Annotated in this window: 18 protein-coding genes; 10 read left to right on the plus strand and 8 right to left on the minus strand. The window is 67.4% G+C overall.

The window, feature by feature from the left end:
* Window positions 1-35 precede the first annotated feature (35 nt).
* The gene (locus DU484_RS10840; protein WP_114605899.1) at window positions 36-479 is read left to right on the plus strand and encodes a hypothetical protein; all 444 of its coding nucleotides are present in this window, start codon (window positions 36-38) and stop codon (window positions 477-479) included.
* Window positions 469-1,023 carry a hypothetical protein gene (locus tag DU484_RS10845; RefSeq protein WP_114586063.1) on the plus strand — a complete coding sequence of 185 codons (555 nt, stop codon included), beginning with the start codon at window positions 469-471 and terminating at the stop codon, window positions 1,021-1,023. Before DU484_RS10840 ends, DU484_RS10845 begins: the two co-directional genes overlap by 11 nt.
* Here DU484_RS10845 and DU484_RS10850 read toward each other — a convergent pair.
* Window positions 1,020-1,646 (minus strand): CFI-box-CTERM domain-containing protein, encoded by a 627-nt coding sequence (locus DU484_RS10850; protein WP_114605900.1) that lies wholly within the window; start codon window positions 1,644-1,646, stop codon window positions 1,020-1,022. The two genes, DU484_RS10845 and DU484_RS10850, sit on opposite strands and share 4 nt — an antisense overlap.
* An 89-nt stretch (window positions 1,647-1,735) precedes the next feature.
* Here DU484_RS10850 and DU484_RS10855 point away from each other — a divergent pair, with 89 nt between their 5' ends.
* On the plus strand, window positions 1,736-1,915 hold the full coding sequence (locus DU484_RS10855) for a hypothetical protein (protein WP_114586065.1): 180 nt from the start codon (window positions 1,736-1,738) through the stop codon (window positions 1,913-1,915).
* Here the strand turns inward: DU484_RS10855 and asd are convergent.
* Window positions 1,912-2,946, minus strand: a complete 1,035-nt coding sequence (gene asd / locus DU484_RS10860; RefSeq protein ID WP_114586066.1) for an aspartate-semialdehyde dehydrogenase — start codon at window positions 2,944-2,946, stop codon at window positions 1,912-1,914. The two genes, DU484_RS10855 and asd, sit on opposite strands and share 4 nt — an antisense overlap.
* 216 nt (window positions 2,947-3,162) lie before the next feature.
* Here asd and DU484_RS10865 point away from each other — a divergent pair, with 216 nt between their 5' ends.
* The gene (locus DU484_RS10865) at window positions 3,163-4,959 is read left to right on the plus strand and encodes an acetyl-CoA carboxylase biotin carboxylase subunit (protein WP_114606773.1); all 1,797 of its coding nucleotides are present in this window, start codon (window positions 3,163-3,165) and stop codon (window positions 4,957-4,959) included.
* Window positions 4,956-5,888 (plus strand): biotin--[acetyl-CoA-carboxylase] ligase, encoded by a 933-nt coding sequence (locus DU484_RS10870; RefSeq protein WP_114586067.1) that lies wholly within the window; start codon window positions 4,956-4,958, stop codon window positions 5,886-5,888. The genes DU484_RS10865 and DU484_RS10870 overlap by 4 nt, the downstream gene beginning before the upstream one ends.
* Window position 5,889: 1 nt before the next feature.
* Here the strand turns inward: DU484_RS10870 and DU484_RS10875 are convergent, their stop codons facing one another.
* The 4 genes from DU484_RS10875 to DU484_RS10890 form a co-directional block, all read right to left on the minus strand.
* Entirely contained in the window at window positions 5,890-6,348 is a 459-nt protein-coding gene (locus DU484_RS10875) for a universal stress protein (RefSeq protein WP_114586068.1), read from the minus strand.
* A gap of 92 nt (window positions 6,349-6,440) precedes the next feature.
* Complete coding sequence (locus tag DU484_RS10880; RefSeq protein ID WP_114586069.1) at window positions 6,441-7,454, minus strand: amidohydrolase family protein; 1,014 nt, start codon at window positions 7,452-7,454, stop codon at window positions 6,441-6,443.
* 30 nt (window positions 7,455-7,484) lie between these two features.
* A complete protein-coding gene (locus DU484_RS10885; RefSeq protein WP_114605901.1) occupies window positions 7,485-8,708 on the minus strand; it encodes an HD domain-containing protein in 1,224 nt (407 codons plus the stop codon).
* A gap of 101 nt (window positions 8,709-8,809) precedes the next feature.
* Window positions 8,810-10,060, minus strand: coding sequence for an RNA-guided endonuclease InsQ/TnpB family protein (locus DU484_RS10890; protein WP_114605902.1), 1,251 nt, complete (start codon window positions 10,058-10,060; stop codon window positions 8,810-8,812).
* A gap of 199 nt (window positions 10,061-10,259) precedes the next feature.
* On the opposite strand from DU484_RS10890, the gene DU484_RS10895 reads away from it, so the two are divergent.
* Window positions 10,260-10,853: a DJ-1/PfpI family protein gene (locus DU484_RS10895; protein ID WP_114605903.1), complete on the plus strand. Its 594-nt coding sequence runs from the start codon at window positions 10,260-10,262 to the stop codon at window positions 10,851-10,853.
* Window position 10,854: 1 nt separating this feature from the next.
* On the opposite strand, the gene DU484_RS10900 is transcribed toward DU484_RS10895, so the two are convergent.
* Complete coding sequence (locus DU484_RS10900; RefSeq protein WP_114605904.1) at window positions 10,855-12,024, minus strand: MFS transporter; 1,170 nt, start codon at window positions 12,022-12,024, stop codon at window positions 10,855-10,857.
* A 127-nt stretch (window positions 12,025-12,151) separates the two neighbouring features.
* Here DU484_RS10900 and sod point away from each other — a divergent pair, with 127 nt between their 5' ends.
* Genes sod through DU484_RS10915 form a run of 3 tightly spaced genes read left to right on the plus strand, consistent with a single transcriptional unit; the run spans window position 12,152 to window position 13,754 of the window.
* The gene (sod, locus tag DU484_RS10905) at window positions 12,152-12,751 is read left to right on the plus strand and encodes a superoxide dismutase (RefSeq protein WP_114605905.1); all 600 of its coding nucleotides are present in this window, start codon (window positions 12,152-12,154) and stop codon (window positions 12,749-12,751) included.
* A 46-nt stretch (window positions 12,752-12,797) separates the two neighbouring features.
* Window positions 12,798-13,445: a nitrous oxide reductase accessory protein NosL gene (locus tag DU484_RS10910; RefSeq protein WP_222844834.1), complete on the plus strand. Its 648-nt coding sequence runs from the start codon at window positions 12,798-12,800 to the stop codon at window positions 13,443-13,445.
* A gap of 42 nt (window positions 13,446-13,487) precedes the next feature.
* Complete coding sequence (locus DU484_RS10915; RefSeq protein ID WP_114586076.1) at window positions 13,488-13,754, plus strand: DUF5827 family protein; 267 nt, start codon at window positions 13,488-13,490, stop codon at window positions 13,752-13,754.
* Here the strand turns inward: DU484_RS10915 and DU484_RS10920 are convergent.
* Entirely contained in the window at window positions 13,751-14,329 is a 579-nt protein-coding gene (locus tag DU484_RS10920; RefSeq protein ID WP_114605906.1) for an MBL fold metallo-hydrolase, read from the minus strand. The two genes, DU484_RS10915 and DU484_RS10920, sit on opposite strands and share 4 nt — an antisense overlap.
* A gap of 73 nt (window positions 14,330-14,402) precedes the next feature.
* Here DU484_RS10920 and thyX point away from each other — a divergent pair, with 73 nt between their 5' ends.
* Window positions 14,403-15,146 (plus strand): FAD-dependent thymidylate synthase, encoded by a 744-nt coding sequence (gene thyX / locus DU484_RS10925; protein ID WP_114605907.1) that lies wholly within the window; start codon window positions 14,403-14,405, stop codon window positions 15,144-15,146.
* The last annotated feature ends 54 nt before the right edge of the window (window positions 15,147-15,200 follow it).

Consider the following 15,200-nt stretch of genomic DNA (forward strand, 5'->3'; position numbering starts at 1 on the left):
ACCCTTTTTATTTATCGGCATCGCCAAGTGAGCGCATGGCATCCGAGACGCAGTCCGCAGCGCGTCCGTTCGGAACCCTGTTGCGGCTTCTGGTCGCCTATCGACTGTTCATCTATCTGGGCGGACTGATCGCAATCGGTATTCCACTCGCCTTACAGCGGGCCTACAGCATGGAGCTCTCGCCGGGCGCCCGAACCGCAATCGTCGTCGTGAGTCTCGGCCTGATGATCGTCACCTACATCGGCGAGCGACGGGTCGGGCGGGAACACTCCGGCTCCGGCACCGGCCTCGACGACGCCTCGGAGTCGTACTCGCTTCGCCTCCGTGCCTCCATCGCCACTGCCGTCGTCGGCCTCGCGGTCGGCATCTACGTCCTCATGGAGGTCAATCCGCTCACCGGCGCCTTCTTTATTCTCGGTGCGTTCCTCTTCGCCTACATGGGCTACCGCACCGAACTGGAGGGACCCGATGGCGTCTGAGTCCGAGTCGCCGTCCGCGTCCGACCTCGAAGTCGATCTCGAAGAGTTCGACGACCTTCCCACGACCGACATCGAGACTGAGTTACACGTCCACTTCGGGATGGCCGGGTCCTTCCCGCTCCGGCTCGCCGATCTGTTCTTCGCGGACGACGGACTCCACATCGTCGAGTACAGTTACATCACCCCGATGTTCGGGCTGGGGACGAAGAAACACCGGCGTGAGGCGAGCGCGATGCAGGAAGTGTACGACGTGCACGGTCTCGACGAGGTGTTGCTGCAGGGCGACACCGTCCACTGGCTGAACTACCGGGCCATCGACCGGGTGGTCCTCCACCGTGGTGGCTACTTCGGGCGGCCGAAGCTCACCGTCTACCCGGCCGACGAGTCGGCACGCTCACACGCCGTCCGCCTCCACGAGGAGGACGACCCCGACGCGCTCGCCGCGTCGCTCCGGGAGGTCGCCGAGGGCCGTCCCTTCGACGTCGTCGTCGAGACGGGGTCCGGATTCGACCCACGAGAGAACGTCCAGCGGTTCTTCAGTTAGCGAGCGATCCGCTCGCGGCCACGGAGCCAGCCGTGCCCGAGCGCCGCGACGCAGATGCCGACGACGTAGAGACCGATCAACGCGAGCGACAGCACGGCACGCTCGCCGTCCGCGGTCGACGCTCGGCGTCGATCGGCGAGCGAGCCACAGCGGCCGACGAGCCACCGAACGAGTCGGGTCGCCGCTGCCTCGGGATGCCGGTCGAGCGTCGCCGCGATCGGTGGACTGAGCGCCTCGTAGACGCGGAGCAACGCTCGCCCGGAGCGGGTGGGCGTCATCACGTCGGCGCGGAATCCCCGGAGCGAGTCGAGGGTCGGCCCCTCGCCCGCGGCGGCCGTCGTGATGAAGCAGTTCGAGTGGTGCTGGGTGATCTTCACCCGGTCGATGTTCTCTTTCCGGTATCGCGTGGTCTCCCCCGGTGGGAAGTCGGGGTCCGCACAGACGAGATACTCCGTCTCGGTGTGCCGGAGGAACACCTCGTCGTGATCGATCTCCTTGCCGCTCGCGGTCACCACGAGGACGTGTTTCTCCCGCCCGTCGCCGACGCCACGCTCCGACAGCGGGCGCTCCGCGTCGTCACTTTCCGGCTCCGGGTTCGTCTCCGACCCCTCGTCGATGCTCATAGGTAGCACACGAGCCGGTGGGGTAATGAGCCATGGGGTTCTCCCCCGGCGGCGACTTTTTGTTGTTCGCACTCTAACAGAAGACGACCGTGTCCAGTTCCGTTACCGTCCTGTTGAGCACCCTCCTCTTCCGGATGATCATCGTCGGTGCCGTCCTCCTCGTGATCAAATACATCTACGAGGGCGTGTTCATGATGGCCGGCATGCTGTTGCTCGCGCTCTCCTTTCTTGCCTACCTCTCTTTCACCGAAGCGCGGCTGATGGACTAGAGATACCCGTTCTCGTGGAGCAGTTCGCCGTTCAGCAGGCTGGCGCCCGCGGCGCCGCGGACGGTGTTGTGCGCGAGGCAGTTGAACTTGACACCCTGTGGCGTCTCCTGTACGCCGCCGACACAGATCTGCATGCCCCCGCCGCGCATCCGGTCCATCCGGGGCTGGGGTCGCTCGGGGTCGTCGAAGACGTGGATCAACTGGTTGGGCGCGCTCGGCAGGTCGACACCGGGGAACTCCCGCATCGCGTCCTCGATTTCGCTGGGGTCGGGGTCGTCGGCCAGGTCGACGAAGGCGTTCTCCAGGTGGCCGTCGAGGGTCGGGATGCGGTTACAGGAGGCGGCGACCTCCATGTCGTGCCACGACACCTCGGCGCCGTCGAACTCGCCCAGCAGCTTGCGGGACTCCGTCTCCATCTTGTCCTCCTCGCCGCCGATGTGTGGGAGGGCGTTGTCGATGATCTCCATGGAGGTGACGCCGGAGTAGCCGGCGCCGGAGACGGCCTGCAGGGTGGAGACGTTGACGCGTTCGAGACCGAACCCGTCCAGCGCCGCCAGCGGCGGGATCATCGTGATCGTCGAGCAGTTCGGGTTCTTCACCAAGGCCCCGTCCCACCCGCGCTCGTCGCGTTGCACCTCGATCAGGTCGATGTGGTCGGGGTTGATTTCCGGGATGGTCAGGGGAACGTCCTCCGCGAGCCGGTCGTTCGAGGAGTTCGAGGAGATGACGTAGCCCGCGCGGGCGAAGTCCTCCTCGACGTCGACGGCGACGCTGGAGGGAAGCGACGAGAAGAGCAGGTCCACGTCGTCCGGGACGGCGTCCGGTTCGGTCCGGCGGACGGTCATCTCCGCCACGTCGACGGGGATGGGCGAATCGACCCGCCACTTCGCCGCCTCGCGGTACGGGTCGCCCGCGCTGTCCTCGCTCGCGGTGAGCGCCGCGAGTTCGAACGTCGGGTGGTCGTCGAGAAGTTGGATGAAGCGCTGTCCGACCGCGCCGGTCGCACCGAGGATGCCGACTCGTACTGACATTACATAGCCGTGTGGTTCTCTCACATAAGGCCGTTTGGATTCGTCGGGACACCCGACGCGGGGGTGAACCGACCGAACGTCCAGTTAGTCACGATGTATCGGGTACGAAATCGTCTTTCGACGACTTCGACCGCCATCTCGCTTTGGATCGTCACGGAACGATGCCCGATCACCCCGACCGATACACTAACGGGGGAAATGGTCGTACAGGGGTACATGTTCAGGAAGGTCCTCGTCGCCAACCGGGGCGAGATCGCGGTGCGTGTCATGCGCGCCTGCGAGGAACTGGGGGTTCGAACCGTCGCGATCTACAGCGAGGCCGACAAACACGCGGGTCACGTCCGCTACGCCGACGAGGCGTACAACGTCGGCCCGGCGCGGGCGGCGGACTCCTATCTCGATCAGGACGCGGTGCTCGAAGCGGCGCGGAAGGCCGACGCCGACGCCATCCACCCGGGCTACGGGTTCATGGCCGAGAACGCCGACTTCGCGGCGCGCGTCGAGGATAGCGAATGTACGTGGATCGGCCCGCCTTCCGAGGCCATGGAGCGCCTCGGCGAGAAGACGAAAGCACGGAAAGTGATGCAGGCGGCCGGCGTCCCGGTCGTCCCCGGGACGACCGACCCCGTCGAGGACCCCGCAGAGGTCGAGGCCTTCGGTGAGGAGAACGGCTACCCCATCGCCATCAAGGCCGAGGGCGGCGGCGGCGGCCGCGGCATGAAGATCGTCGAGGGTCCCGACGAGATCGAGGACCAACTCGCCGCGGCCAAACGGGAGGGCGAGGCGTACTTCGACAACGACTCCGTCTACCTCGAACGCTTCCTCGAAGCGCCCCGGCACATCGAGGTCCAGATCGTCGCGGACCAACACGGCAACGTCCGCCACCTCGGCGAGCGGGACTGCTCGCTCCAGCGTCGCCACCAGAAGGTGATCGAGGAGGGACCGAGCCCCGCGCTCTCCGACGACCTGCGCGAACGCATCGGGCAGGCCGCGCGCCGCGGCGTCGGCGAGACGAACTACACCAACGCCGGGACCGTCGAGTTCCTCGTCGAGGACGGCGAGTTCTACTTCCTCGAGGTCAACACGCGCATCCAGGTCGAACACCCCGTCACCGAGGAGATCACGGGCATCGACATCGTGAAAGAGCAGATCAAGGTGGCGACGGGCGCGGAGATCGGCTTCTCGCAGGACGACGTGGAGATCGAGGGCCACGCCATGGAGTTCCGGATCAACGCCGAGAACGCCGCTCGCGACTTCGCGCCCGCGACGGGCACGCTCACGACGTACGACCCCGCCGGCGGTATCGGCGTCCGCGTCGACGACGCGGTGCGTCAGGGCGACGACATCGGCGGCGACTACGACTCGATGATCGCGAAGCTGATCGTCGACGCGAGCGACCGCGAGGAGTGTCTCGCACGCGCCGAACGCGCCCTCCGCGAGTTCGACATCCAGGGCTTCCACACCGTCATCCCCTTCCACCGGCTGATGGTGACCGACGAGCGGTTCACCGAGGGGACGCACACGACGAACTACCTCGACGAGGAACTCGATCCCGAGCGTATCGAGCAGGCGGTCGAACGCTGGGGCCCCGAGGAGACGGACGGCGACGACGACGAGGAGGTGACCGAACGCGAGTTCACGGTCGAGGTGAACGGCAAGCGCTTCGAGGTGAACTTAGAGGAGCGCGGCGCGCCCCCGATTCCGTCGGGTGGGGGTGGGGGTGGCGGCGGTGGGGGCGGCATGCAGCGCCCCGACGTCGCGACGAACGACGACGACGGCGGCGCCGTCGCCGCCGGCGAGGGCGAACGGATCACCGCCGAGATGCAGGGGACCATCCTCTCTGTCGACGTGGAACCCGGCGACGAGGTGGCGCCCGGCGACGTGGTGCTCGTCCTCGAAGCCATGAAGATGGAAAACGACATCGTCGCCGAGGGCGGCGGCACGGTCAGCGAGGTGCTCGTGAGCGAGGGCGAGAGCGTCGACATGGGCGATCCGTTGATCGTCCTCGAATGAGCGACACGCGCCGTGCGCTGCTCCGGGCGCTCGCCCGCGCCGACGATCCGGTTTCGGGACCGGCGCTCGCGGACGACCTCGGCGTCTCCCGGGCGGCCGTCTGGAAGCACGTCGAGGCGCTCCGGGAGGCGGGCTTCGAAATCGAGAGCGGCGCCGACGGCTACGCCGTCCGGTCGGTCCCCGACTACGGCGGCGACGCCATCGCCTACGGCCTCGACGCGCCCTACGCCGTCGACTACCACGACCGCCTCCCCAGCACGAACGACCGGGCGCGGGAACTGGCGGTCGAGGGCGCGGCGGACGTCCTCGTCGTCGCGGGCGAACAGACCGGCGGCCGGGGCCGACTCGACCGCACTTGGAACTCGCCGTCCGGCGGCGTCTACGCCAGCCTCCTCGTCCGGCCGGACCGGCCGCCGGCGCACGCGCCGATCTTCACGCTCGCGGCGGCCGTCGCCGTCACCCGTGCCTGCCGCGAGGCCGGCGTCGACGCGGTGATCAAGTGGCCCAACGACGTGCTGGTGGCGGGGTCGGAGCGAAAGCTCGCCGGAATTCTGACCGAGATGGAGGGCGAGGCCGACCGGATTTCGTGGCTGATCGTCGGTATCGGCGCGAACGTCGACGTGGCGGCCGCCGACCTGCCGGAGACGGCGACGAGCGTGCGCGAGGCGGGAGGCGACGCCGACCGTCGCCGGTTCTGCCAGCGGATCGTCGAGACGTTCCACGACCTGCGACTCGACCCCGACGACGTCCTCCCCGCGTGGCGCGAGTACGCCGTCACCCTCGGCCGCGCGGTGCGGGTCGAGACGCCCGGTGGCGTCGTCGAGGGCGAGGCCGTCGACGTCGCGTTCCCGGGCGCGCTCGTCGTCCGCACCGACGACGGGGAGCGGACCGTCCACGCCGGCGACTGCGAACACCTGCGTCCCGCCTAGCCTACGCCTCTCCCTCGGTGCCGACCGGGACGGCCGTCACCGGAATCGACGACGCCCGGATGACGGACTCCGCGACGCTCCCCAGCAGCAGGCGGTCGATACCACCGCGGCCGTGGGTTCCCATCACCACGAGGTCACAGCCCTCGCGCTCGGCGTAGCGGACGATTTCGCGGCTGGGTTTGCCCTCCACCACTGCCGTCTCGACGGGGACGCCGGCGTCCATCCGCTCGGCTATCTCCCGGATCCGCGCCACCGCCGTCTCCGCGTCCTCGCGGAGGAGGCGGTCGACGCTCTCCCACGACGACTCCATCGCCAGCCCCGCGTAGGCGTCCGTACTGAGGACGTAGAGGCCGTGGACTGCCGCGCCGTTGCTCGCGGCCACCTCGACGGCGTGTTCGATGGCCCGCTCCACGCCCTCCGAGCCGTCGGTCGGGACGAGAATCCGGTCGTAGGTGCCCATGTGTAATGGTAACTCGTGTCAGAACATAACTCTTCATGCGATTCGTCGCCCCGTCTCGGCGAACCACCGGCACACAGTTACACCAAACCGTATCAGAGAATCACACGCTCCACGTCGTCGACCCCCGCCCGCCGCACGACGGCGCGAACGGGGTCGCGCGCCCCCGCGAGGTTGTCGGAGTCGCCGTCGAGGACGAGCAGTTTCGCCGCGCGGCCCGGTTCGATCAGGCCGCAGTTCAGTCCCACGAGGTCCGCGCCGTTGACCGTCGCCATCCGCAACACGTCGGCGGCGTCGACGCTGCCCACCTTCGACGCGAACTCCATCTCGCGGAACATCGAGGGGCTGTTGAGCATGACGTTGTCGGTGCCGAGCGCCACCGTCGTCCGGTCCAGTAGGTCGGCGATGGGCGGCGACCCGACGCCGGTGACGAGGTTCGACCGCGGGCAGACGACGACGGGGACGCCTTCGCGTTCGATTCGGTCGAGATGCTCGGGTTCGGGGTGGACGACGTGGACGAGGAAGGTCGGATCGAGGTCGAGCGCGGGGGTGAGGTCGTGGGGGTCGCGCTCGCCGGCGTGGATGCCGAACGGCTTGCCCGCCTCGCGGGTCGCGGCACGGCGCTCGGCGAAGTCGTCGTCGCGGGCGCCGCTGGCGCCGAAGCCGTCCGCTTCCGCCATCGCCGCCGTCGTCTCGCGGCCGAGGACGGTCGCCTCGATGTCGAGGCCGTCGAGTGCCTCCCTGATGGCCGCGACGCCCTCGACGCCGCCCTCGCGGAATTCGACGGTCGCCGCGGTGCCCGAGCGCTCCATGAACCGGAGCGAGCGGCGCATCGCCTCGATTTTCTCGTCGGCCGAGGCCGCGCGGAGCAGGCGGTGTTTGAGGCCGTCCGGCGGCGCGACGAGTTCGTCGAGCGAGAGGCCCGCGCCGGCTTCCTTGGCGATGGAGTCGCCGATGTGCGTGTGGGCGTTGACGAACGCCGGACAGACGATGGCGTCCGAGTCCGTCGTCGTCTCCTCGACGGCGACGACGTCGCCCCCCTCGACGACGACGCGTCCCTCGACCGGTTCGAACGCGCGGCCGCGGAGGATCGTTCCCTCGACGTGCATACCCCTACGGGGGCCGCCCGACCCTTCAACCTATCCGAACTCGTCGAGGGTGGCGTCGAGGCCGCCGCGTACCTCCGAGATGGGCGCGCCGTCGATATCGAGACCGAGCGTCCGGACGGCCTCCCGGCCGACCCGGTCGACGGCGCCCGTGGGGGCGTAGACGCCGAGTCGCCACTGGTTGCGGCCGGCGACCCGGAGCGCGCTCACGAGTGGCGACTGCCGGTCCAGACGCCTGATGTCGCCGTTGACGACCACTCGGGACGACGACTCCCTGATCTCCGGCGGCGGCGGTACGTCGAGGACCACCGCGTCGGGGTCGAGGTCGGCCGCCGCCGCCACGTCGCGTTCGAGTTCGCGGATTCGCTCGTGGTCGGCGTCCAGCAAGTCCTCGGGCACGTCGGGGAGTTCGGCCCACACCGCGCGCTTGAACAGGTCGCGCGTCGAGAGTCGGTCGGCGAAGTCGACGGTGGCGTCGGTTCGTCGGAGCGTCGCCAGCAGATCCGCGTCGTCCCACCGACGCACCGTCTCGGCGTCGTACTCCGCCTCGCGGATCAGGCGCTCGGTGGCCCGCCGGAGCATCGCCTTCCCGATGCGGGCGACGTGGTGCTGGTAGACGGTCGGGTTCATCAGCGCGCGGGCGAGCAGGAGGCTCTCGGCCGTCTGGACGTTCCCCTCCGCGAGGACGAGTTCGCCGTCGACGAAGGTCAGTTCGCGGATCAGGCGCCCGTGGTCGATGGTGCCGTACGGCACGCCGGTGTGGTGGGCGTCGCGGACGAGGTAGTCCATCCGGTCCACGTCGAGTTCGCCGGAGACGAGTTGGCCGTAGCGACCCCCACCGGCGACGAGTTCGGCGACGGCCGCGGGGTCGATGTCGTGGTCGCGGAGGACAGCGCCCACCCGACCGCTCGCGAGCAGGTCGGCCACGTCGTCGTGGTACTTCCCCGTGTGGCGATGGAGGAGGTCCTCGACGTTGTGGCTGAACGGACAGTGCCCCACGTCGTGGAGGAGGGCGGCGGCGCGGACCCGCTCGGCCGTCCGCCCGGCCACGCCGAGGTGATCGAGCGTCTCGCTCGCGAGGTGGTAGACGCCGAGGCTGTGTTCGAAGCGGGTGTGGTTCGACGACGGATACACCAGCGAGACGGTGCCGAGCTGGCGAATTCGGCGGAGCCGCTGCATCGCCGGCGTGTCCAGCAGGTCCTCGGCGACACCCGTCACCTCGATGTGGTCGTGGACGCTGTCCTTGATCGTCGCCATGGTGACACTATCGTCGGCCTCGGATTTATACTCCCGGCCGTGACATCCTCCCCAGCGTAAACGCCGAGGCTTCCCGTACCGCAGGTGGGATATTTGCCGGTTTACGACACGACCTGTTCTCGCGGGGCGAATACCCCACTCTCTGAATCGAACAAGTACGCCGATGGCTGTGCCACACAGCCGTTACTCCTATCCTCGCCGTGAGGACTTGGAGTTATCTTTTGACGCATGTTCTCCGCCCCGTTACAGTCCGCGTTTCCGACTAACCCGCACGACGAGCAAACGTACAGGCCACGATGCTTGCGGTTCGCTTTCGTGTTGTCGCCACACGCTGAACACGTCTTCGAGGTGTCCCACTCGTTCTTTTTCAGCACCTCGACGCCACGAATCTCTCCTTTGTATTCGAGGTACTGATAAATGCGGTCGAACGCCCACGTATGGAGTTTCTTGCTGCCGGTCTTCCCCCAGTCCGACTCACGAAGGTTTTCGGGCCAGCTCACCGCAAGCGTGCCAATCCCCCGTTCGACACATTCGGTGATGATTGTGTCCGTGAGAACGTGGTAGAAGTGGGCTTCGCGGTCAGCGAGTTTCCGACGTGCCCACATCGACTTCTCAGACGGGCCGTTCTCACCCTCTGTGTCATACTCGGCGCGGGTGAAGTAGTGTTTGTCCTGTTTGAGCGAGTTACCGGGGTAGAGAACGTATTCGTCGGGGAACGCGACCGTTGCGATGTTCTTGATGCCGAGGTCGATGCCAGCAACACCATCGCCTTCGGAGTCGTTGGTTTCGAGTTCGACTTTACAGACGAAGTGTAGTTCCCACTCATCGCCTTTCCAGACGGCACGAACGTTCTGTACTGAATTGACTTCCGAGAGGTCAACGTTGGGGCGGGTCTGGTACTCGCAGAGCAGGAAGTCCGACCAGTTCTCTTTGAGGTTCGATCCTTTACTGAGTCGGACGCGGTTGTTCTCGGGATCGTGCTTGAAGCCGTCTGCCTTGAACGTCACCGTACTACGCGGTCGGTTATCGCCGTATTTGCGGTAGCCGGGTGGATTTGCCTCTGGGTCTCTCTGTCGCAGGTCGAACCATGACTGGAAAGCGTCGGAAAGTTCTTCGATGACTTTCTGACTGGATTGTGCGTTCAAGTCTTTCCAGCACGACCGGTTCTTCATGTACGCTTTCAGCGCTCCCTCATCTGGAATTTCGCCGGTTGCGGTCCGGATGCGGTCGGCTGTCCAGCGTGCGACGTTCCAGATTTTTGAGGCGGAATCGCCGAGCGAATCGAGACCATCACACACCTGCCGGTGGTTCTGGATGGAACCAACGTAGGTGCGCGTGACCTTAATCACTATACATAGCCTATGTAAATAAATCTACTTAATTGTGTGGGTCGACTTTGAATATCCGGCCTGAGTGTCGTCAGTGGTTATGTAGTGGTTGTCGAATTCACTCCCGCCCCTAGAACGCGAAGCGTCTCGTCAACGCCGTAAACGACGGGATTCTCTCCTCGAAGAAAGATAGCTTGAAACCCGACCGTTCCGAGCGTGGGGTATGGTGACGACTATCGAAATCGTCTGTTTCGATGGCTTCGAGGAACTGGACGCCATCGGCCCGTACGAGGTGTTGCAGGTCGCGGCCTCGCGGGGCCTTCCCCTCGACGTGTCGCTGGTGACGCTCGAGGCGTGCGACCGCGTGACGGCCGCCAACGGCCTCCGGATCGAACCCGACGGCGTCCTCTCGGTCGCCGAGCCTCCGGATATCGTGGTCGTCCCCGGCGGGGGATGGAACGACCGCGATTCGGCGGGCGCGTGGGCCGAAGCGGAGCGGGGGGCGATCCCGTCGGCGCTCGCCGACCTCCACGACGCGGGGACGACGGTCGCAGCCGTGTGTACTGGCGGGATGTTGCTGGCGCGAGCGGGGCTGCTCGACGGCCGGCCGGCAGTCACTCACGCCGGCGCCCTCGACGACCTGCGGGAGACGGGTGCCGAGGTGGTCGACGCGCGATACGTCGACGACGGCGACGTGTTGACCGCCGGCGGCATCACCGCAGGGTTGGACCTGGCGCTGCACCTGATCGAGCGACTGGCGGACGCCGAGACGGCCGACGCCGTGGCGACCCACATGGAGTACGAGCGGCGGGGATAGGTCAGGAACGCGTCAGGACGGTCAGCCACCCCGTCAGCAGCGCCGCGACGCCGACGCCGCCGGCGAGGGCGAACCATCCGGCCGTGTAGCCCGCGGTGTCGACGAGGTAGCCGAAGGCCGGCGGCGCGAGGAGGCCGCCGGCGTTGATGGTGAGCTGGCCGCCGGCGGTCGCCTCACCCACCCGATCCGACGGCACCAGCGCCGTCATGCAGGCGTAGTAGGTGGCGGGAACGCCGAAGACGAAGAGGCCGAGCGCCGCGAAGCCTACGGCGGCCGCGAGTTCGGTGTCGACGGCGGTGACGGTGACGATGCAGGCGACGCCGAGCGTCGACTGGCCGACGAGGACGAACGCGCTCGCCCGCGCGTCGCCGAGGGGGAGGCGGTCGACGAGCGCGCCGCCCCCGATACGCCCGCCGCTCCCGGTGAGTTGGACCAAGGCGAGCACCGACCCCGCGACGCCGGCGGCGGCGCCCACCGACTCGGTGAGATAGAGGACGACGTACGCCGTCGTGGTGAAGATGGCGGCGCCGTAGAAGAAGCCGGCGGCGACGAGCAGCCGGTAGTCGGGACGGGAGAGTAGCCCCCGCACGTCGGGCAGGCCCATCGATCCGGAACCGCCGTCGCCGCGGTACCAGTGACCGAAGGCGACGGCGACGACGAGGGCGACGGCGGCGACGGTCACGAAGCCCGCGCGCCACCCGAAGCGCGTGGCGGCCGTCCACGTCACGAGGAGGGCGCCGAGGCCGCTCCCCACCGTGACGCCCACCTGTTTGATGCTCATGGTGAGGTTGCGCCGGCCGGGCGGGGCGACGGCGAGGACGGCCCGGTTGGTCGCGGGCATGGCCGTCGCGTACGCCCCGCCGAGGACGAGGAGGACGACGAGGAGGACGGCGTAGGAGGGGGCGACGGCGACGCCGGCGGCGCCGAGGCCGAGGGCGAGGAGGCCGCCGACCATCACGGGCCGTTCGCCGTAGCCGTCGACGGCCGCGCCCATGACGAACAACAGGAGCGTGTAGCCGAGCATCGTCACGGTGATGGTGACCCCGACGAGGGTGCGTGAGAGGCCGAAATCGGCCCGAAGAAACGCCGTCGCGGCGAAGATGGCGTAAAACGAGAGGCTGGCGACCGCCTGCCAGCCCGTCACCAGTCCGACGCCGTGCCAGCCACGCATCGTTCCTCGGTCTGCCAGCCCGACGTAAGTCCCTATCCATCCGCTCGTCACGGTGTGGCAGGCGTTAGCGTACGGTTCCTCAAAGCTTAACAGCGTCCCGATACATCCTACGTGTGGAGGTTATATCATGAGCTACGAACTCGATCCCCTGCCGTACGATTACGACGCACTGGAGCCGCACATCTCGGAGCAGGTGCTGACCTGGCATCACGACACCCACCATCAGGGCTACGTGAACGGCTGGAACAGCGCCGACGAGACGCTCGAAGCCAACCGCGAGTCGCACGACTTCGGCTCCTCCGCCGGCGCCATCCGGAACGTAACCCACAACGGCTGTGGGCACATCCTCCACGACCTGTTCTGGAACTGCATGTCGCCGGAGGGTGGCGACGAGCCGAGCGGTGACCTCGCCGACCGGATCGAGGAGGACTTCGGCTCCTACGACGCCTGGAAGGGCGAGTTCGAGGCCGCCGCGGGGGCGGCCAGCGGCTGGGCGCTGCTGGTGTACGACAGCTTCTCGAACCAGCTCCGCAACGTCGTCGTCGACAAGCACGACCAGGGCGCGCTCTGGGGTAGCCACCCCATCCTCGCGCTCGACGTCTGGGAGCACTCGTACTACCACGACTACGGTCCGGCCCGCGGCGACTTCGTCGACAACTACTTCGAAGTCGTCGACTGGTCCGAGCCGAGCGCCCGCTACGAGCAGGCCGTCGAACTCTTCGAGTAAGCGACGACTCGGCCGATCCAACATTTCTTTCGCGCTCACCCGAGCAGTGGCGACGCCGTTCGTCCCCGTCTGTTTCGACGCGCCGACCAGATGCTACAAGCCGACCAGCCGCGTACTCCGGGCCGTGCGCACCTCACTCTCTCGCCGTCGCCTCGTCGTCGCCGCGGGCGCCCTGACCGTCGGCCTCGCGGGGTGTACGGGCGGCGACGGCGACGCGACGCCCACGGCTACTCCCACCTCGACCACCGCCCGCACCGACCCCGCACCCGTCCCCGCGGAGGCCTCGTGTGCGGTCTGTAACATGGTGCCCGCGAACTTCCCCGACTACAACGCCCAGTTGACCGTCGAGGCGGGGGATCGCGTCTTCTTCTGCTCGTCGGGCTGTTTCGGCGCGTACTACGTCGATCCCGGGCACTTCGAGCCGTCCCACGAGGGGACGACGTTCGCGGGGCTCTGGGTGCACGACCACGAAACGAAGGAACTGATCGACGCCCGGTCGGCGTGGTTCGTCCGGGAGACGAACGCCGACCGGGTCGACGATCCGATGCAGCGCAACCCCCTCCCGTTCGCCGACCGGGCCGACGCGGAGGCGTACGTCGCCGGGTACGACGACCTCTCCGAGGCGGATATCCTCCGACTGGACGACTTCGATACGGACCTGGCGACGTTCTATCGCGGACGGTTCTTCGAGTAGCGGTCCGGTACCGTTTACGGGGACGCCCGTCTACCCCTCCCCATGCCCCGACCGAAAGACGCGTTCGACGGCATCTACCCCTGTGACTTCTACACACCCGAGGAACTGTTCGATCCGGACCAGATGTACACGATCCGCGAAATCGGCCGGCTGCTTCAGGGATTAGAGCCCGACGCGGACCTCGACGAGGGGACGGAGGCCGTCCTCGTCGACTGGGCGGTGCCGTGGGTGATGCGAAACGCCGACGACCTCGTGATCGGTGAACCGCCGACAGACGACGACCCCGGCTACTACGGGCTGAAAGATTAGAAGCGCCGCGCCGCCTGCCCGGCACGCTCGATGGTCTCGTACGCGTCGGTCGTCACGCTCGGCCCGTGACCGGTGTGGAGTTCGGTGAGGTCCGGATCGACCGATTCGAGGAGGCGGTCGATGCTCCGGATCAGCGTCTCGCGGTCTCCTTCCTCCAGATCGGTCCGACCGAACGACCCGCCGGCGAAGACCAGGTCGCCCGCGAAACAGATCCCCGCGTCCGCCGCGTAGAGACAGACGTGATCGTTCTTGTGGCCGGGTGTATGGAGGACGGCGTAGTCGTGATCGCCGAGCCGGACCGTCGCCCCGAGTTCGGCATCGACGGCGGGGTGGGATGGATCGTAGCCGACGGTGTCGACGCCGAACGCCGAGCGGACGGCGTCGACGTTGCCCACGTGGTCGCGGTGGGTGTGGGTGAGGACGACGGCGTCGAGGCCGTCGACGCGCGCTTCGATCGCCGACACGACGTCGAAGTTGGCGCCGGTGTCGACGAGGGCGGTGCGGTCGCCGGCCACGAGGAAGACGTTGCTGGTGAAGGCCGTCACGTCGGCCGCGAGGTTCTCGATGGTGGGCATGGGGTCCCCTATCGTCGCCGGCGGCTTGATCCTGTCCAATACGTTTAGGTGGGCCGGCGCCCCCGTCGAACGCATGGAGGTCACACTGCTCGAAGCGACGCCCGACCCGGAGCGCGTGGTCTGTACGGCGGCGCGAAACGACTACCTCTCGGAGTTCGTCGGCGACATCTCCTTCGAGGAGGCGATGGACGGCATCGAGGGGGAGAGTCTGGAGGACAAACAGCGAACGCTCATCGGCCACCTGATGGATCACGGCCACTTCGGGCCGTTCGAACACCCGCAGGCCACGTTCGCCATCAAGGGCGTCAGCCGGTCGTGTATGGCCCAGATCACCCGGCACCGACACGTCAGTTTCGACATCCAGAGCATGCGCTACGTCTCCTTCGACGACGTGGACCCCGCCGACGTCGAGGAGGGCGCGATGGTGGTGACGCCGCCGTCGGCGACCGATCCCGACTGGATCGGCCGCAACCAGTCGAGCGGCGCCGTCGACGAGGAGACGGTCGCCGAGCGCGAACGGGTGTTCCGCGAGTCGGTGCGCGAGTCCGTCGAGTCGTATCAGGAACTCCTCGATCTGGGGATGCCCCCGGAGGACGCCCGCTTCGTCCTCCCCATCGGCACCGAGGTCAACATCGTCATGTCGCTGAACGCCCGGATGCTGATGCACGTCGCGGACATGCGCGCCGCCGCCGACAGCCAGTGGGAGATCCGCGAGATGACCGAATCGATCCTCGACCTGGCTGCCGAGTGGTGTCCCATCACGTTCGAACACTACGAGAAGCACATGAAAGGCCGGAAGAACCGGCTGGCGCCCTGACGGAAGGATCTGTCACTCCCGCAACTACTTTCTGTCCATGTGTGGTACTGTCAC

This window comes from Haloplanus rubicundus (assembly GCF_003342675.1).
In the GTDB taxonomy this organism is placed as follows: Archaea; Halobacteriota; Halobacteria; order Halobacteriales; family Haloferacaceae; genus Haloplanus; species Haloplanus rubicundus.

Excerpts from the sequence above, each read along its gene's own strand:
- DU484_RS10875 (WP_114586068.1), bottom strand. The coding sequence starts at position 6,348 with ATGGGCACCTACGACCGGATTCTCGTCCCGACCGACGGCTCGGAGGGC.
- DU484_RS10915 (WP_114586076.1), top strand. The coding sequence starts at position 13,488 with ATGCCCCGACCGAAAGACGCGTTCGACGGCATCTACCCCTGTGACTTC.
- thyX (WP_114605907.1), top strand. The coding sequence starts at position 14,403 with ATGGAGGTCACACTGCTCGAAGCGACGCCCGACCCGGAGCGCGTGGTC.
- DU484_RS10920 (WP_114605906.1), bottom strand. The coding sequence starts at position 14,329 with ATGCCCACCATCGAGAACCTCGCGGCCGACGTGACGGCCTTCACCAGC.
- DU484_RS10885 (WP_114605901.1), bottom strand. The coding sequence starts at position 8,708 with ATGGCGACGATCAAGGACAGCGTCCACGACCACATCGAGGTGACGGGT.
- DU484_RS10850 (WP_114605900.1), bottom strand. The coding sequence starts at position 1,646 with ATGAGCATCGACGAGGGGTCGGAGACGAACCCGGAGCCGGAAAGTGAC.
- DU484_RS10840 (WP_114605899.1), top strand. The coding sequence starts at position 36 with ATGGCATCCGAGACGCAGTCCGCAGCGCGTCCGTTCGGAACCCTGTTG.
- DU484_RS10900 (WP_114605904.1), bottom strand. The coding sequence starts at position 12,024 with ATGCGTGGCTGGCACGGCGTCGGACTGGTGACGGGCTGGCAGGCGGTC.
- DU484_RS10865 (WP_114606773.1), top strand. The coding sequence starts at position 3,163 with ATGTTCAGGAAGGTCCTCGTCGCCAACCGGGGCGAGATCGCGGTGCGT.
- asd (WP_114586066.1), bottom strand. The coding sequence starts at position 2,946 with ATGTCAGTACGAGTCGGCATCCTCGGTGCGACCGGCGCGGTCGGACAG.
- DU484_RS10880 (WP_114586069.1), bottom strand. The coding sequence starts at position 7,454 with ATGCACGTCGAGGGAACGATCCTCCGCGGCCGCGCGTTCGAACCGGTC.
- DU484_RS10845 (WP_114586063.1), top strand. The coding sequence starts at position 469 with ATGGCGTCTGAGTCCGAGTCGCCGTCCGCGTCCGACCTCGAAGTCGAT.
- DU484_RS10870 (WP_114586067.1), top strand. The coding sequence starts at position 4,956 with ATGAGCGACACGCGCCGTGCGCTGCTCCGGGCGCTCGCCCGCGCCGAC.
- sod (WP_114605905.1), top strand. The coding sequence starts at position 12,152 with ATGAGCTACGAACTCGATCCCCTGCCGTACGATTACGACGCACTGGAG.
- DU484_RS10895 (WP_114605903.1), top strand. The coding sequence starts at position 10,260 with ATGGTGACGACTATCGAAATCGTCTGTTTCGATGGCTTCGAGGAACTG.